The 14,901-nt window shown below is 70.2% G+C and carries 19 protein-coding genes; 8 read left to right on the top strand and 11 right to left on the bottom strand.

The features are described 5' to 3' along the window. Nucleotides 1–12 precede the first annotated feature (12 nt). The 3 genes from ACGFZQ_RS25995 to ACGFZQ_RS25985 form a co-directional block, all read right to left on the bottom strand. Nucleotides 13–333 (bottom strand): hypothetical protein, encoded by a 321-nt coding sequence (locus ACGFZQ_RS25995; protein ID WP_393842325.1) that lies wholly within the window; start codon nt 331–333, stop codon nt 13–15. Beyond that, nucleotides 288–2,972 carry a hypothetical protein gene (locus ACGFZQ_RS25990; protein ID WP_393842324.1) on the bottom strand — a complete coding sequence of 895 codons (2,685 nt, stop codon included), beginning with the start codon at nt 2,970–2,972 and terminating at the stop codon, nt 288–290. The genes ACGFZQ_RS25995 and ACGFZQ_RS25990 overlap by 46 nt, the downstream gene beginning before the upstream one ends. 291 nt (nt 2,973–3,263) lie before the next feature. Then, nucleotides 3,264–3,764, bottom strand: a complete 501-nt coding sequence (locus ACGFZQ_RS25985; RefSeq protein WP_393842452.1) for a hypothetical protein — start codon at nt 3,762–3,764, stop codon at nt 3,264–3,266. A 37-nt stretch (nt 3,765–3,801) separates the two neighbouring features. On the opposite strand from ACGFZQ_RS25985, the gene ACGFZQ_RS25980 reads away from it, so the two are divergent. Further along, nucleotides 3,802–5,199 carry a M1 family metallopeptidase gene (locus ACGFZQ_RS25980; protein WP_393842323.1) on the top strand — a complete coding sequence of 466 codons (1,398 nt, stop codon included), beginning with the start codon at nt 3,802–3,804 and terminating at the stop codon, nt 5,197–5,199. 6 nt (nt 5,200–5,205) lie between these two features. Here the strand turns inward: ACGFZQ_RS25980 and ACGFZQ_RS25975 are convergent, their stop codons facing one another. Next, nucleotides 5,206–5,733 (bottom strand): GNAT family N-acetyltransferase, encoded by a 528-nt coding sequence (locus ACGFZQ_RS25975; protein ID WP_393842322.1) that lies wholly within the window; start codon nt 5,731–5,733, stop codon nt 5,206–5,208. Between the two features lie 122 nt (nt 5,734–5,855). Continuing rightward, complete coding sequence (locus ACGFZQ_RS25970) at nt 5,856–6,803, bottom strand: DUF2218 domain-containing protein (RefSeq protein ID WP_393842321.1); 948 nt, start codon at nt 6,801–6,803, stop codon at nt 5,856–5,858. 116 nt (nt 6,804–6,919) lie between these two features. Between ACGFZQ_RS25970 and ACGFZQ_RS25965 the strand changes: the two genes are divergently transcribed. Next, nucleotides 6,920–7,534: an ArsR/SmtB family transcription factor gene (locus ACGFZQ_RS25965; RefSeq protein ID WP_393842320.1), complete on the top strand. Its 615-nt coding sequence runs from the start codon at nt 6,920–6,922 to the stop codon at nt 7,532–7,534. A 117-nt stretch (nt 7,535–7,651) separates the two neighbouring features. On the opposite strand, the gene ACGFZQ_RS25960 is transcribed toward ACGFZQ_RS25965, so the two are convergent. From ACGFZQ_RS25960 to ACGFZQ_RS25935, 6 genes are all read right to left on the bottom strand, one after another. Beyond that, complete coding sequence (locus ACGFZQ_RS25960) at nt 7,652–8,209, bottom strand: Uma2 family endonuclease (protein ID WP_393842319.1); 558 nt, start codon at nt 8,207–8,209, stop codon at nt 7,652–7,654. A 74-nt stretch (nt 8,210–8,283) separates the two neighbouring features. Further along, on the bottom strand, nt 8,284–8,631 hold the full coding sequence (locus ACGFZQ_RS25955) for a hypothetical protein (RefSeq protein WP_393842318.1): 348 nt from the start codon (nt 8,629–8,631) through the stop codon (nt 8,284–8,286). Between the two features lie 21 nt (nt 8,632–8,652). Then, nucleotides 8,653–9,585: a hypothetical protein gene (locus tag ACGFZQ_RS25950; protein ID WP_393842317.1), complete on the bottom strand. Its 933-nt coding sequence runs from the start codon at nt 9,583–9,585 to the stop codon at nt 8,653–8,655. Then, nucleotides 9,582–10,166: a DUF6932 family protein gene (locus tag ACGFZQ_RS25945; protein WP_393842316.1), complete on the bottom strand. Its 585-nt coding sequence runs from the start codon at nt 10,164–10,166 to the stop codon at nt 9,582–9,584. The genes ACGFZQ_RS25950 and ACGFZQ_RS25945 overlap by 4 nt, the downstream gene beginning before the upstream one ends. 78 nt (nt 10,167–10,244) lie before the next feature. Continuing rightward, nucleotides 10,245–11,144 (bottom strand): helix-turn-helix domain-containing protein, encoded by a 900-nt coding sequence (locus tag ACGFZQ_RS25940; RefSeq protein WP_393842315.1) that lies wholly within the window; start codon nt 11,142–11,144, stop codon nt 10,245–10,247. 257 nt (nt 11,145–11,401) lie between these two features. Next, entirely contained in the window at nt 11,402–11,578 is a 177-nt protein-coding gene (locus tag ACGFZQ_RS25935; RefSeq protein WP_393842314.1) for a hypothetical protein, read from the bottom strand. A 146-nt stretch (nt 11,579–11,724) separates the two neighbouring features. On the opposite strand from ACGFZQ_RS25935, the gene ACGFZQ_RS25930 reads away from it, so the two are divergent. From ACGFZQ_RS25930 to ACGFZQ_RS25905, 6 genes are all read left to right on the top strand, one after another. Beyond that, nucleotides 11,725–11,985 carry a hypothetical protein gene (locus ACGFZQ_RS25930; protein WP_393842313.1) on the top strand — a complete coding sequence of 87 codons (261 nt, stop codon included), beginning with the start codon at nt 11,725–11,727 and terminating at the stop codon, nt 11,983–11,985. Beyond that, nucleotides 11,957–12,487, top strand: a complete 531-nt coding sequence (locus tag ACGFZQ_RS25925; protein ID WP_393842312.1) for a DUF6879 family protein — start codon at nt 11,957–11,959, stop codon at nt 12,485–12,487. The genes ACGFZQ_RS25930 and ACGFZQ_RS25925 overlap by 29 nt, the downstream gene beginning before the upstream one ends. Nucleotides 12,488–12,513: 26 nt before the next feature. Beyond that, entirely contained in the window at nt 12,514–13,362 is an 849-nt protein-coding gene (locus tag ACGFZQ_RS25920; protein ID WP_393842311.1) for a helix-turn-helix domain-containing protein, read from the top strand. A gap of 390 nt (nt 13,363–13,752) precedes the next feature. Further along, nucleotides 13,753–13,977 (top strand): hypothetical protein, encoded by a 225-nt coding sequence (locus ACGFZQ_RS25915; RefSeq protein WP_393842310.1) that lies wholly within the window; start codon nt 13,753–13,755, stop codon nt 13,975–13,977. Between the two features lie 100 nt (nt 13,978–14,077). Continuing rightward, nucleotides 14,078–14,302, top strand: coding sequence for a DUF397 domain-containing protein (locus ACGFZQ_RS25910; protein WP_393842309.1), 225 nt, complete (start codon nt 14,078–14,080; stop codon nt 14,300–14,302). An 82-nt stretch (nt 14,303–14,384) separates the two neighbouring features. Beyond that, on the top strand, nt 14,385–14,852 hold the full coding sequence (locus ACGFZQ_RS25905) for a hypothetical protein (protein ID WP_393842308.1): 468 nt from the start codon (nt 14,385–14,387) through the stop codon (nt 14,850–14,852). The last annotated feature ends 49 nt before the right edge of the window (nt 14,853–14,901 follow it).

Here is a 14,901-nt window from a genome sequence, read left to right as displayed (position 1 = left end):
CGGCAGCGGTGCTCAGTCCGAGGGCGTGGCCGCGGCCGCCTTCCGCAGGCCCAGGTGGTCGTCCGGGTCCTGGAGCCGGTCCTGCTGGGCGGCCAGCATGCGGCGGACCACTGGCTCCGGCATGCGGATCACCACCGGCCGGGGCAGGGTCAGCTCCCGCACGGCGGTGCCGGTTCGGCCGGGGCGCATACGGTTGCCCACCCTCGCCACCACCCGCACGTCCAGCGTGAACTGCACCAGGACCGACGCGGACTTGGGCTTGTGCAGCGGCATCGAACCCGACGCGTTCACCGCCGCGTCGGCCGCGCCGCCGCTGCCACCGGCGTTGCCCATTGGCAGCTGCGCTCCGTCAACCACACCGCCGCCTCGGCCGGCAGGGTGCGGCCGGCCGTCGCCACGTAGGGGCCGCCGCCGGTGACCTTGACCTCGGCGACCATGGTGACGAGCAGGTCGCACTGGACCAGATGGAGCGGCGCCTTCTTCGGGGTGTGGGCGTTGCGCTCGACCGTGCCGGACAGCGCCGCGGACCGGGCGTCGCCCTCGCTCGTGGTGCGGCTCCCGGACAGGCCCTGGCCCAGCCGCCACTCGGGGCCGTTCTCCGAGCCGGTGGCGCCGGCCTGCCAGGTGCTGGTGGTGCCCCGCCCCTCCTGTCCCGCGGCCTGGTGGCCGCCGAGCACGAAGGTCTCCGTGCCGGGACCCGCGCCCCGGTGCAGGAACTTCGGGTGGGCCAGCGTGAGCCGGGTGCCCACGGCCCCGTTCAGCGCGGCGAGCCGCCGCGGATAGCGCAGGTTCTTCACCACCCACCCGGCGGACGCGGCCTGCCGCAGCGCCGCCGTGACGGCCTGCGGCCCGAACCGCTCCTCGATGGCCAGCCGCGGCGCGAGCCCCTCCGCCGCCAGCGCGGGATCCTCGCGTACGCCCTTGTTGCGGGCGGCGGCCCGGGACAGCAGCTGGAAGGCGAGGTCCCGGACGGCCTGTCCGTCGCCGACCGTCTCCACCAGCTGCCAGTCCCGCAGCGCCTGTCCGGTGGACGGCCGGGGCACGAGCGTGGCCAGGTCGCCGATGCCCTCGGCGGTGACGGCGTGGTCGGGCCGCGGGGTCTGCGCCCGCCGCCGGTCGCCCACCGCGTCCTGCCGCCGCTTGCCCTCCTCGTCGAGGGTGAACTCGGTGGGGGTGACCAGCCGTACGTCCTGCTCCTCCAGGTGCAGCCCTGCCATCGGCCTGGCCTCCGGCGCGTCCTGGCCCGGGGAGCCGGGGGTGAGGGCGCGGCCGAGCTTGCGCTGTCGGGAGGTCATGGTGACGTCGACGTCGACCTCGTTGCCGTCCTCGTCGGTCCGCTTGGGCTTCTCGATGAACTCCTTGGCCTCGGTGCCGGGCGGCAGCGGCAGCCCGAGCGACCGCGCCTCGTCGGCCCGCAGGCTCATCCACACCCGCATCGCGTGCCGGGCGACCCGGGTCCCGGGGCGCAGGACGTTCTCGGCCGAGCGTGGCCCCGTGCCTTCCGCGGTGAACTGGACGGTCGCGAGGTAGAGCACCTTGTCGCCGCGCACCTCCGCGCCCTGGCGGCTCGACACGGTCTGCTCGGCCACCGTGAACCGTGCCTTGCGGGCCGCCGCGACCGGCATGGCCGTGGCCCGTACGACGGCGGCGTTCCCGACCGCTCCGACGCCGATGGCCGGGCCCAGGCCGCCGGTGACGGCACGCCCCTTGCCGGCGCTCTCGGTGACCGTGTGCTGGGTCTGCTGATGGGTGCGCAGCTGGGTCCCGCCGGTGCCGCAGGCCGGCGACATGCCGGTGATCTCGGCGTGCATGCGGTAGCTGCCGACGCTGCTGCCGTCCTTGGACGCCAGATCCTCGCCGGTGACGCCGTCGCGCAGCAGCCGGGGCATGTCCTCCAGGACGGTCGCCGGGGAGGTCGCCTCGTAGAGCCGGGCGCGGCCGGGTGCCCCGGGTGCGGTGAGCGAGGGGTGCAGGACGCCGGCGACCGCGTCGAAGAGTCCGCCGCCGCCCTGGTGCGGGGCCGCGCTGTCGGTCACCGCGACCGGGGCCATGGAGTCGGCGCGCGAGACGCGCCGGGCGGTGCCGGCCTGGAGGGGCTGCGGAGCGGCGGGCGCCGCGGTCCCGGCCGGGACGAGATGCTCGGTCGGCACCCGCTGGGTGAGGGCGCCCGAGCCGTGGAAGACCTGCGCGGCCGGGGCGCCGTGCTTCTTGATCCGTACCCCGTACCGCACCTTGCGCGGCGCCTCGACCGAGCCCTTCTCGCTGCGCAGCACCCGCGGTTCGGCCACGTTGCGCTGGCTGCGGGACTCCCGCGAGGACTGCCAGGGCTGCGCGTTCGCCAGGCCGGCGCCGCCCAGCCACAGCCCCGGTACGACGGGAGCGAGCCCGAAGGCCATGCCGCCCAGGCCCTTGCCGGCCCCGCCGCTCGCGGTGGTCGCGACGGTGGCGGCGGAGTTGTGCTGGACGTCGACCTTGGTGTCCTTGCCCTCGGCCTCGTCCACCGCGGCGAGCGGCGCTCCGTCCGGGTCGGGCACGGTGTTCGCGAGCAGGTCCTTGGGATGGAAGACCGGCGGCCGGTCGTCGGGGGCGCGGGAGATGCTGACGGTGACGTCGAACCACTCCTTGCCGGTCCTGCCCTGGACCGCGAAGGCGCGGCCCTGCCCGTAGAACGACTCGGGGCGCCCGGCGAGCTCGGCGCCGATGTCGGCGACCGTGCCGTCGCCGTGCCCGACGACGGCGGCCACCGCGTTCCGTACGAACTCGTGCCCGGTCAGCCCGTACGCCGTGGACAGCCCGGCGGCCCGGAAGTCCATCAGGTACGGCGGCAGCACCAGTCCCGGCTCGGTGCGTTTTTCCTCGACGGGGGCCACGGGCGCCACCGGCCGGCTGCGCACCGCCGCCGGCCGTGAGACGCCTTTCCCCTTCGCGTCCCGCAGCGCCTGCGTGGTGGCCGCGTTCCCCGCGGTCCCCATGAGGGCGAGCATCGCGTGTTCCGTGGGCCCGACAGACGTGGTGGGCCCGACGGATGTGGTGGGCCCGACAGGCACGGTGGACCCGGTGGGCTTGGCGGTGACCGGTACCGGTGCCGGGGGAGAGGCGTCTTTTCCGCTGTCGCCTGCCTGTCGCTGCGTCCGCACGGAGCCAACGTATGGGCGGCCGGGCCAGGCGGAACGTCTTCCGTCGACTCCCGCCTCACTTGTCACTCCCGGCTCTTCGGGAGGTCAACGTCCGTACATCCGGGCGTCGTTCGGCGGCCCGGGAGGTCAGGAGAGTCTCGGGAAGCGGGCCTGGAGCGTCCAGATCGCCGGGTTGTCGGCCAGGCCCTCGTGCATGTCGGTCAGGTCGGCGAGCAGGTCGTGCAGGAAGTCCCGTGCCTCCCGGCGCAGTTCGCGGTGGGAGAAGGTGAGCGGAGGCTCCTCGGCCGGCATCCAGTCCGCCTCGACGTCCACCCAGCCGAAGCGGCGCTCGAAGAGCATGCGGTCGGTGGACTCGGTGAAGTCGAGTTCCGCGTGCTGGGGCCGGGCGGCCCGGGAGCCCGCCGGGTCGCGGTCGATCCGCTCCACGATGTCGCACAGCGCCCACGCGAAGTCGAGCACCGGCACCCATCCCCAGGCTGTGGACAGCTCCCGGTCCGCCTTGGTGTCCGCGAGGTAGACGTCCCCGCAGAACAGGTCGTGGCGCAGCGCGTGGACGTCCACCCGCCAGTAGTCGGTCTGGGGCGGGTCCGGGAACCGGTTGGAGAGGGCATAGCCGATGTCGAGCACGTCGTCGATGGTGTCATGGCGTCCTACGATCACGTGCGTGCCCCGATCCGTGCTCGCACTCCCGTCCGTCCTCCCGTCCGTCCTGCTCTGCCTCGTGCTGGCCGCGTGCGACGGCGGGGTCCACGGCACCCCGGGCGGCGCGGGCGTCCACGACCCGTACTTCCCGAAGGCGGGCAACGGCGGCTACGACGTGAGCCACTACGCCCTGGACATCGGCTACGAACCCGGCACCCGCCGCCTCACCGGCACCGCCGTGATCACCGCCCGGGCCGGCCAGGACCTGTCGGCGTTCGACCTCGACCTCCGGGGACTGCACGTCGACTCGGTCACCGTCGAGGGCAAGGCGGCCCGCTGGAACCGGGCCGGCCAGGAGCTGACCGTCCGCCCGCACGACGACCTGGACAAGGGCGAGATCTTCGCGACGACCGTGCGCTACTCGGGCCGCCCGGAGACGATCACCGACCCCGACGGCTCGAAGGAGGGCTGGCTGCGCACCGCGGACGGCGCGCTCGGCCTCGGCGAGCCGGTCGGCGCCATGGCCTGGTTCCCCGGCAACCACCACCCCTCAGACAAGGCGTCGCACGACATCACGGTCATCGTCCCGAAGGGCCTCCAGGCCGTCTCCAACGGGGAGTTGAAGAGCGAGACGACGAAGAACGGCCGTACCGCCTTCGTCTGGCACAGCGCCGAGCCGATGGCGAGCTATGTCGCCACGGTCGCCGTCGGCCACTACACGGTCACCCGCTCCACCCTCTCCGACGGCCTGCCGGTGTACACGGCCGTCGACCCCACGCAGGTCAAGGCGAGCCGGGCGGTACTGGCGAAGCTCCCCGAGATCATCGAGTGGGAGTCCTACAACTTCGGCCCCTACCCCTTCTCCTCCACCGGCGCGATCGTCGACCGTCCGGCCGACGCCGGGTACGCCCTGGAGACCCAGACCCGGCCCGTCTTCCCCGGCGCCCCGGACACCGAGACCCTCGTCCACGAACTCGCCCACCAGTGGTACGGCGACTCCGTCACCCCGAAGACCTGGCGGGACATGTGGCTCAACGAGGGCTTCGCGACCTACGCCGAGTGGCTCTGGGCCGAGGACCACGGCGGGCCGAGCGCCCAGGAGACCTTCGACAAGACCTACGCCACCCCCACGGACGACGCCACCCTCTGGGGGTTCCCGCCAGCGAAGCCGCCGAGCGCCGCGTACATCTCGGAGCGGCCGGTGTACGACCGCGGTGCGATGGTCCTCCAGAAGATCCGCCAGACCGTCGGCGACGACACGTTCTACGACATCATCCAGGGCTGGGCCGCCACCCACCGCCACGGCAACGCGGACACGGCCGAGTTCACCGCGTACGTCGAGAAGAAGGCCCCCGGCAAGGACTTCTCCGCCATCTGGAAGGACTGGCTGTACGGCGACGGCAAACCGTCCCGGCCGTAGGCCCGGTCACCCCTGAGCCGTACCCAGCTCCTTGCGCAGCACCGCACACGGCCGCCCGAGCTGACGATCCGGGCGATGGCCGATCACCTCGTACCCGAGGGCCGTCCAGAAGGCGAGCCCCTTCGGGTTGTTCTCCAGCACGGCGAGCCGGAGGGCGTCCCGCCCCGCCGCCCGGAACCTCTCCTCGACGCCCTCAGCGATCCGCCGCCCGTACCCCCGTGCCCGTGCCGCCGCGTCCACCATCAGCAGCCCGATCCACGGATCCGGGTCGGCGGGATCAGGGTGCCGGGCCAGCGTGACGACCACCCCGACCAGCCGGCCCTCGGCACGCGCCAGCAGCACCTCCACATCCGGGTTCGCCAACTCCTCGGCCAGCGCACTCGCCACCTGCTCCGGCCGGATGTCGTCCGGATCCGGAAAGTCACCGCTGAGCGCCTGGAACTCCCGATCGGAGGCGTACAGCGCGGTGAGCTCGGTGAGGACCGGGGCCGGGATGTCGCGGTCGGGGGTGAGGGGGAGAGGGGCGAGGATCATGTCGGCAACCTATCCGGCCGGTCCGGACCTCGGTCGGACCTCGGGGAGGCGAGGCCCGGCTCCGGTGCGGCCCGTCGGCGAGTCCGCGCCGTGGGGCCGGGCGGTCGCGTGCGGGCCGTGGGTCAGCGGCGCCGGGCGATGGTCACCCCGTCGCGCACCGGCAGCATCACCGAGTCCACCCTCTCGTCGACCGCGATCAGGTCGTTCAGCCGCCGCATCGCCAGGTGGTGTTCCTCCTGGTACGCGGGGTCGAGGACGCGGCCGCCGAGGAAGACGTTGTCCAGCACCACCAGCCCGCCGGGGCACAGCCGGCGCACGACCTCCTCGTAGTACGCCGGGTAGTTGGCCTTGTCGGCGTCGATGAACGCGATGTCGATGACCGGCTCGGCGTCCAGCGCGCGCAGCGTCTCCAGCGCGGGGGCGATACGCAGGTCGATCCGGTCGGCGACGCCCGCGCGCTCCCAGTACGGACGGCCGATCGAGGTCCACTCCTCGCTGACGTCGCAGGCGAGCAGCCGGCCGCCGTCGGCCAGGCCGCGGGCGATGCAGAGGGTCGAGTAGCCGGTGAAGACGCCGACCTCGACCGCGAAACGGGCGGTGGTCAGCCGGGTCAGCATGGTGAGCAGCGCGCCCTCGTCGGAGGAGACCTGCATGTGCGCGGCATCGGCGGTGGCCTCGCGGGTGGCGACGGCCAGCTCCCCGAGGACGTCGTCGGCCGCTGTGTGGTGGCTGAGCAGGTACGCGTCGACGGCGGGGGTGACGGGCTCCAGCTCGCCGCCGTCGATGGGGGCGGTCCACTCGACGGCGAGCTCCTCCTGGGTGGCGAAGCGCACCAGGTGACGGGAGATCACGTCCTGGACCCGGGCCAGCGACTCGGCGTCGGCCGCGGAGGCGGTCAGCTCCAGCCGGTCCGGGGTGGTCCCGAGGGTGCAGGTCCCGGAGGCGACCGTGATCGTGCCGCGTCCGTCAGGGGTGAGGGCGGTGGTGGCCTTGTGGCTCATGTGCGAGACGAGCTGCTTGAGGTAGCGCGCGGGGCGGGTGGTGGTGACACGGGCCGTCGCGAGGGGCATCGGACTCCTTGGGTTCCCGGTAAAGCGACGAGATTCCTCGCCACTTTCGTGATGGGGATTCTGCGCCGACGCGGCGAGGTTGTCAAAAGTGTTTAGATTCGTGGACACTTTCGCCCATGGCAGAAGATCAGCCACCACAGCCACTACCGCGCGGGACCGACGCCGACCGGGAGCAGGGCCTCCAGGGCGAGGAGAGCCTCCACGGCGAGGAGGGCCACCTCGTGCTGAGCTCGGCCGAGCAGTTCAAGGCCCTCGGGCATCCCGTGCGCCACCGCATGGTCAACGCGTTCCGCCAGCGCCCCGCGACGCTGCGCCAGCTCGCCGACGCGCTGGGGATGAGCAAGGGGACCATCGGCTACCACGTACGGGTGCTTCGCGAGGCCGGACTGGTCAGGCTCGCCGATACCCGCCAGGTGCGCGGCGGCACCGAGCAGTACTTCGCGCTGGTCAGCAGGAGCTTCAAGTTGCACCAGGACGCGGCGGCCGGCCCGGAGTTCCTCATCAACGCCGCGCTCGGCGAGATGCTGCCGGACGGGCCCGGCCAGGCCTCGCACACCACGCTGCGCCACCTCTGGCTCACCGAAGCGGAAGCGCGCGCCCTTGAGGCCCGGCTGCACGCGATGGCCGCCGAGCCGCATCCCACGGACCCGGCACACGGCGAGCCGTACGGGTTGCTGGTCAGCCTCTTCCGCGCCGACGTGCCCAGCCTGCCGCCGGACGACGAGCACTGACCGCACGCGGGTCCGCCTGCGCGAACGAAACATCGGGCATGTCATTCCGCCCTCAGCGCCTCCAAGGAGCGCGCGCCTGCGCTCACGCCAGCTGTCGCCGGTCACAGTCGCACCCGCTCAGTGCTGCTCGCCAGTCCCGTCCTTATAGCGCGGCAGGTTATCGGTCGGGATGGTCCAGTCGCCGATGGTGACGTCCTCGCCGTAGACGAAGTCCTTGCGGGTGGCGTAACGGGGGCCTTCAGGGGTGGGGTGGATGTCGGTGAGGACGGCGCCCGTGCCGGTGCGGGGATCGAAGACCGCGTAGACGGGGATGCCGATCAGGGGGTAGTCGCGGACCTTGCCGATCCAGTCGTTGTCGGGGTTGGAGCGGGAGACGACCTCGACAGCTGCGCGGATCGTAAGGGGATCGAAGGCCTCACCGACCTCCATGTCCGCCTCGGCGATCACCATTACGTCAGGGCGACGCATGATGCCCTGGGCCTCGTCCGCGACATCCGGCTTGCCCGTGTGCGCCACCATCGCTTGCGGCAGGACATCCTCCAGCCGCTTCCGGAGACGAGCCCTCGTCAGCTCGTGAGGGCCGTTGGGTGAGAGCAGGTCGTGAACGATCCCTTCCCGGGTGATCTCGAACTTCCCGGGGAGGGCGTCCTCCGTGGCCTCGACGACGTCTCGCATGGCTCGGTAGACGCGGAGGCGACGTTCACGGTCAGAAGCCGAGACGGCCCCGGAGGCGTACTCCCGTTTCCAGCTCACGCGCGCACTGCCCTGAGCGCCTCTTCGATGATCGCGCTCAGTTCGCGAAAGGCCTTTTGGGCGATGACCGGGTCGTCATGTTCCAGAGCCTGCTCCGCCCGGGCGTAGCGAGCGGACAGGTCTCGCCGACGGGCGATCTCGATCTCCTTGGCCCAGATCAGCACCCAACTCTGCACCGGGCTGAGGGACTGCCACTCGACGGCCTTGGCGAAACCCTCGTCCTTCGTGGTCTGCATCTTTTCCAGCAGGCCCGGCGCCACGACGGCGAGAGCCGAGCGCAGGGCTTCAGGGGTCTGTTCGGGGCGGGGGATCACCTTGCCCCCGGGGCCGACCTCGGCGTTCATCGTGCCTTCCGGACGCTCTGATCAGGGCTCAAGCGGAAGTGAGGGCTGTTCCGCGGCTGGTCCCAAATAGGTGTACTCGGTGGACCGCGCGATACCCATGGAGTCCAGCTGCTGCCGGAACCGGACCCGGAAGTGGACGTTGTCGCCGAGACCGGGACGCATGCGCAGCAGTTCGTCAGGTTCCTCGAAGCGGACGTCGTATGCGGGTGCGTTCTTGGCGGTACCCGTCTTGACCTTCACCAGGCCGCTTTCCCGTAGCTCGGTGATGCGACCGGAGATGGTGATCTCCTGGTCGCGATCCCTGGTCTCCCGCAACCGTTTCACGTAGCTCCTGCCCTGCTCGGTCAGGCGGGCACGGCGCAGGCTCCCGTCAGCCCCGTACCAGGTCACGCCCAGGTCCAGTGCGTACCTGCTCAGGGCTCGGGATACCGTTTCAACCGCGTCGAAGAGCTTCGCCCACTCGCGGATATCGCGTTCCGACTCAAGAGCGTCGAGCAGCATGGTGAGGGTGCCGAGGCCGGTGGAGGCAGCGGATGTGGGGGGCGCGTCGAGGGCGTCGGTTCGGGCGGACTCGACGGGGGTGGTGATGGGCCGGGCGTGTACGACGGTGCTGCCTGCCGAGATGCCCGTGAGTTCTAGCTGTACCGGCGTACCTGCTGCAACGGAGACCAGGTGCTCCACGGGTTCGAGAAGTGCATCGCCCCACTGGAAGCGGAGAGCACCGCCGTCTGCGTTCGGCCCGGTCAGCCGCAGTTGGAGTTCCTCTTCGAGCAGAGCGTCCGGTGCGTACTCACGTGCTGCCGCCAGTCGGCTCGCCCGGTGTTCCGCCTCGATCTCCTCGTCGTCCCGTTCCTCGGTGCCCAATGCGTCCAGGAGACGGGCAGCGCGTTGGGACTCGGCCTGGTCGCCTCCAAGGAGCGCGCGCCTGCGCTCACGCCAGCTGTCGCCGGTCACAGTCGCACCTCCAGATAGCCGCGTGCCGGGGTGGCACTTTCCTCGGATGGCGAGCGGTCGTTCGTGCCCGGCAGCCTGCGGCGCTGCCACCAGTCATCCCACACACCTCGTTGTGTGAAGTATGTCCGTTCGTCCGGTGTGAAGCGTTCCGGCTCGAAAATGCGGGCAACGGGCTGGTACCCGATGCGAAGCGGCGAGACGCCGAACTTCTCCCGCATCCTGGCCCTGCTCTGGAAAGCGGTGGTCAGCCACTTGGAGCCCGGCTTCCCTCGTATGGCGCACTCGGCACGTGTATCGACCAGGAGGGTCACATCGATGTTCGCGGGATCGACTTTGGTGCTGACGTAGCTGCCACCCAGCCACAGGCTGTGGATAAGAGGGGTGCCGCCGAGGGCATCGGTGTAGGTGTCCTCCAGTGTGAGGAACGGGTCGAGGTAGTCGTGCAGACCGCCCCACAGTTCTGTGCGTGTCGTGGAGTCCTCGAACTCGGGGGCGCTGACCAGCATGGACTCCGCCTCGTCGAAGGAGATGGAGTACCGACCCAGAGGGAGAAATCCGTTCGCGGTGAATGAGGGCAGCACAAGAGGTCCTGTCTGGCGAAAGAGTGGTTCATCCTGCCTGGTCCGCTATGGAAATGCGGCGGATTCCGGGAAATCGCCCTACCGGCGTACATGTTGCCGAGGCATGTGGCGGGGCGCTTGCTGGGCGGCCTCCGGGAGATCGGATCGGCAGTCGCGGCAGCGGCCGGGTGCGGGGGCACGGAAGGGGCGCTCGCAGCCGTCGCAGGTCTGGAACGGGTGTCTGGGCTGCGCGGCCGGTGCGGTCGGAGGCCGGAACGGGGGCGGGGGCGGAAGCTGTGCGGCCAGGCGGTGGGCCAGGAAGGCGGCCGGGCGGATCAGGGGTTCCGCCGGCAGGTTGTCGGTGAGGGCGTGGCGTACGGCTGTGGGGGCGATGTCGCGCTCCAGCCAGGCGGCGACGCCCGGGGCGAGGTGTTCGGCGTCGGTGGCGGAGAGGAGGAGGCGGGGGTCGCGGCGGCGGAGGCCGGTGAGGATGTCGAGGGCTGTGTGGAGCAGCGCGGGGGAGGGGCAGGCCGGGCGTGGCACGGGTGGGAGGGCCTTGCGGGCCGGCTTCTGCGGTGTCTTCGGTCGTGCTGCGGCTTCCGGCTGATGGGCGCGACTGCTGTGGCCGGGCCGGTTGCAGGAGACCGTGCGGGTGATGATGCGGCCGTCGGGCAGGCGTACGCGTTCGCGGCGCAGGTACCCGACCGCCTCAAGCTCCCGCAGCGCGGCCGCGATACGGGTCCTGCCCTCCTTCAGGCGCTCCGCCAGCGTCTTGATGTCGACCCGGGAACCAGCCGGAAGCGACTGGATGTGCACGCCGATCCCGACCGCGAGCCCCGACAGATCGGGGTGCTGGGCCAGGTGGTTGCCGATCACCACGAAGTGGGAGGTGTGGCGGGCGTTGTCGTGCAGGAGGCCGCCGGATCCCCGGTTCGAGTGCTTCTTGGCGGCAACACGGGGCTGGGCGCACGAGGGCGCGCTAGGGTTTTCCGTATCCATCGGGAAGCGTTCTCTTCCTTGGTGGTCAGGCCCTCGCACTGGGATTGCCCGTCCCGGCGAGGGCCGAAGTTTTTCTGCGGTTCTGTTGCACAGAGCGTAGGGCACGCAACCCGCCCCAAATCCAGCCCACTTGGGCATATTCACTCGCGGGAGTGACGCTGCGCGACGGGCGGGAGGGGTGGGGCTTGGTGGGGTTCTTTCTCCCCGTCGTTCCTTAGGTGGTGACGTCCCTCGCGACCGACGCCCGCGTTTCCGGGCTACGGCGACACGCCGATCTCGGCCTGCACCGTCTTGCGCGGCGACAGCCTGGGTGCCACGCCCCATTCGTCGGCGAGTGCCTGCACGAGGACCAGGCCGCGGGCCGACTCGGCATCCGGTGCGAGGAGGATCCAACGGCAGCCCCCAGGTGCGCAGTTGTAGGGGTCCAAGTCCAACCCCTGCCCCTCGCGCTGCGCTGCCCCGTGTGGCTGAGAGTCGCCCCTGTCGGCCCGCGTATATGTCCACGCTCCCTTGACTCGGTTCAGCTGCCACAGCGAAGCTCGTGCAAGTTGGCGTAAGCCACTCGACACCGGAGGCGGCTGTGGCACTACGGTTCATCGGGATTGATCCAGACACAGGGCAGCAGGGTTCTCCCACCATCTGGGTGGACACAGCGAAGCGGGAACTGGTGCTCCAAGGCGGGAAGCCGGACAAGGAGCTTGAGGCAGAATGCGCAGCGTTCGAGGCGCCGGGACATGCGCCCGGGATTCCCTCGCACGAAGCTGTCATCCGGATTCCGGCCCGTATGGTGCCGATGCTCAGGGAGGCGTGTGATGTCGCAGAACGAGCCGGGCTTCAATGAGCTTCTGGCAGCAGCAAGGCACTCGGCCGTACACCTGGAGATGCGGGACTCGTACGGAGTGGGTGACGAGGTCGAGGACTTCGAGAACTGGAAGCGCACAGGGGAACGCGACGTAGATCCGGCGTCCGCTTACTGGACACCCTGGGTTGACTTGATTCGAAGCACCGTTGCCCGTGACGTCACCGTACGTCGTGCCCGAATCATCTCGGAACCGGTCACCGACTACATCCGGTACGAGCACGCTGGCACGCTCGTCAACATCCACGCTGGGGAGCAGGTCCGTTGGCTGCCGAGGCGCCAGGCGTCCGACCTCGCGCTTCCTGGCAATGACTGCTGGGTGTTCGACAATGAAACCGTGCTCTTCAACCACTTCTCTGGGTCCGGTGACTGGTCGGAGCCTGGCTGGGAAGTGCGTATCGAGCCGGCCGTGGCTCGGCTGGCCTCGTCAGCGTTCGAGGCTGTCTGGGAGCGCGGCATCCCGCACGAGAAGTACACGGTCTGATCCAGGAAGCACCCAAGAGCCAACTCATGTCCGCGTCTCCCTCCTCAAGCGCTCAGGCCGCCCGTGAAGTCATCGCCGCCAGACTCGGGGAAATACGCAGAGACGCTGAGCTGACCGGTCATGAACTGGCGCTTCTGTGTGGCTGGAGTCCCGCGAAGTCATCGCGCATCGAACGCGCCAAGACGCCCGCCTCTGACGCCGATATCCGTGCATGGTGCAAGGCGTGCGGTGCGGAAGGACAGACCGCTGATCTGGTCGCCGCGAACCGTCAAGCCGATCAAATGTACGTGCACTGGAAGAGGCTCCACAGGCATGGAATGCGCCGGGCGCAAGAGGAAGTCGTGCCGCTGTACAAGGGCACGCAACACTTCCGCGTCTACTGCTCCAACGTGATTCCCGGCATGCTCCAGACCGAGGCCTACGCGACTGCTCTGCTCTCCACGATCGCCGCTTTCCAAGGCACCCCGGATGACTCGCCCGAGGCCGCAGCATCGCGCGTCGAGCGCTCACACGTCCTCCATGAGGGCGGCCACCGCTTCGCGTTGCTCATGGAAGAGACCGTGCTCCGGTACCGCATCGGAGACGCGGACACGATGGCCGGCCAGCTCGGCTACCTGCTGGCAGTGATGGCGCTCCCGAACGTCAGCCTCGGCATCATCCCGTTCACCGCCGAGCGGCGCGCGTGGCCGCTGGAAGCGTTCTATCTGTTCGACGACCACCGCGTGAGCGTCGAGCTGCTGACGGCCGCCGTGAACGTGTCCGCGCCTGGAGAGATCGCTGTCTACGCCAAGGCGTTCTCCCAACTGGCGGAAATCGCCGTGTACGGCGCAGAGGCCCGCACCCTCATCACAGAGGCGATTAACTCACTCGGGTAGTCCGTGTGCAAGCTCGTGCAAGAACGTGGACCGGCAAGTCGCTGTCTCCGTAGCGTCCTTGACGTAGCGGAGTCATCGGAGAGGGCGGGCCATGGTGAGCGACAGCAGGGCACATGGGGCCGAAGCGGCTGATCATCTGGGCAGCAGTGAGGCCCGACGGTTCCTCTCCCTCCTCTCCGGAGCATTCGGTGTCGGCGGCGTGCTCTTGGTGCGGAAGAGCGACCCTGGCCCTGAGGGCGCAGACCTGGCCCCCAGTTCGGCCCTGCACTGGCCTAGGTGCGAGTGCGGGCGCCCGAAGTGTCCTGACTACAAGCCCTCGCCGAACATTCCGGCAGAGGGGCTGAGCGGCAGAGTGGCTGAAGCCAACGCGCGGAGCCGTAGGGGTGGGCTGTGAGCGTCAGAGCGGCCATGCGGTACGTGATGCACCGGATCACCGAGCATCCCGACACGGGCGCGACGTTCGAGGCCGAGTGTCTGCACTGCGGTTGGAAGGCCACTCCCGCCGATGACTCGTCGCCCGTCGACATGGAGTGCATGAGCCACACGGGCCGGTCCGGTCACGCCGGTTTCCGACGCATCCGGACCTCGTTCGCCATGGTCGTCCGCGCCGAGTAGAGCCACCCCACCCCCTCGAAGTGGAATCCCTGGACTCCCGTCCTCTGCGGGCGGCGGCGGTCAGTCATGGCCGCGATCAGTTGAGCAGGAAGGTGCAGTGATGCTGGACGGAGTCGATCTGTATGCGCTCGACATCAATGAGGCGTCGTTCGTGGAGGCGTGCGGCGGCCCGTGCACCGAGGGTTGCGTGACCCTGGCGCGGATCGGTGACGACGCCTGGGCCCTCGGTGACAGCAAGCGGCCGGACGCTCAGCCGCTGCGGTTCACCACGGAGGAACTGGATGCGGCCGGGGGCGACCCGGCGCGCTTCGGCCTCAACGTCTGATCCTCCCCCTCCGCCGGCCGGGCCGCCCATCCCCTGTGCAGGGTCCATGCCCGGCCGGCACCTCTCGGAACGGGTACGACACGTGCATCACCACGGCTACCTGTGGACCGGCCCGAAAGACCGCTTCGACCAGGAAGCGCTACGACGGCCCCCGCATCCTGAGCCGCCCCCTGCCGGAAGCAGGCTGGAACTGATTCAGCGGTACCGCGAAGTGGCCGCAGAGTTCCCTATTTCGGATCTGCCGCCACTGGAAACGGCGTACTGGCTGATCAAGCCGCGTTCCGTGGTTCGTGGCACGTGGGAGGAGGCGAAGGAGGCCGCGTCATGGCTCGGCGAGCAGCTGGCCGAGTACGCACCCCGCTTCGCAGCAGACCGGGACCAGGACACCAACCGTCTCGCCCGACTGGTGAATGCCACCGCCGAACAACTGCGCTCGGGCGCCGATGTGTCGTACGGCTTCTACCTCGAACGTCCCTCGTATCTGTCTCTGGCCGTGGTGACCTGCTCCCCGAACTGGGCAAACCCTGAACTGACCTGTCCAGTCGCATAGTGGGAGCGACAAAGGAGCCCCCGGCCGTACCCACACGACCAGGGGCTCC

The sequence above is a fragment of the Streptomyces sp. NPDC048254 genome (genome assembly GCF_043201895.1).
Lineage (GTDB): Bacteria > Actinomycetota > Actinomycetes > Streptomycetales > Streptomycetaceae > Streptomyces.
Note: the sequence above shows the minus strand (reverse complement) of the source record. Positions and strands in the feature narration are given on the sequence as shown.

Coding starts and splice junctions, on each gene's coding strand:
- ACGFZQ_RS25995 (WP_393842325.1), bottom strand. CDS start 333: ATGGGCAACGCCGGTGGCAGCGGCGGCGCGGCCGACGCGGCGGTGAAC.
- ACGFZQ_RS25990 (WP_393842324.1), bottom strand. CDS start 2,972: ATGGGGACCGCGGGGAACGCGGCCACCACGCAGGCGCTGCGGGACGCG.
- ACGFZQ_RS25975 (WP_393842322.1), bottom strand. CDS start 5,733: ATGATCCTCGCCCCTCTCCCCCTCACCCCCGACCGCGACATCCCGGCC.
- ACGFZQ_RS25970 (WP_393842321.1), bottom strand. CDS start 6,803: ATGCCCCTCGCGACGGCCCGTGTCACCACCACCCGCCCCGCGCGCTAC.
- ACGFZQ_RS25965 (WP_393842320.1), top strand. CDS start 6,920: ATGGCAGAAGATCAGCCACCACAGCCACTACCGCGCGGGACCGACGCC.
- ACGFZQ_RS25960 (WP_393842319.1), bottom strand. CDS start 8,209: ATGCGAGACGTCGTCGAGGCCACGGAGGACGCCCTCCCCGGGAAGTTC.
- ACGFZQ_RS25955 (WP_393842318.1), bottom strand. CDS start 8,631: ATGAACGCCGAGGTCGGCCCCGGGGGCAAGGTGATCCCCCGCCCCGAA.
- ACGFZQ_RS25940 (WP_393842315.1), bottom strand. CDS start 11,144: ATGGATACGGAAAACCCTAGCGCGCCCTCGTGCGCCCAGCCCCGTGTT.
- ACGFZQ_RS25925 (WP_393842312.1), top strand. CDS start 11,957: ATGTCGCAGAACGAGCCGGGCTTCAATGAGCTTCTGGCAGCAGCAAGG.
- ACGFZQ_RS25920 (WP_393842311.1), top strand. CDS start 12,514: ATGTCCGCGTCTCCCTCCTCAAGCGCTCAGGCCGCCCGTGAAGTCATC.
- ACGFZQ_RS25910 (WP_393842309.1), top strand. CDS start 14,078: ATGCTGGACGGAGTCGATCTGTATGCGCTCGACATCAATGAGGCGTCG.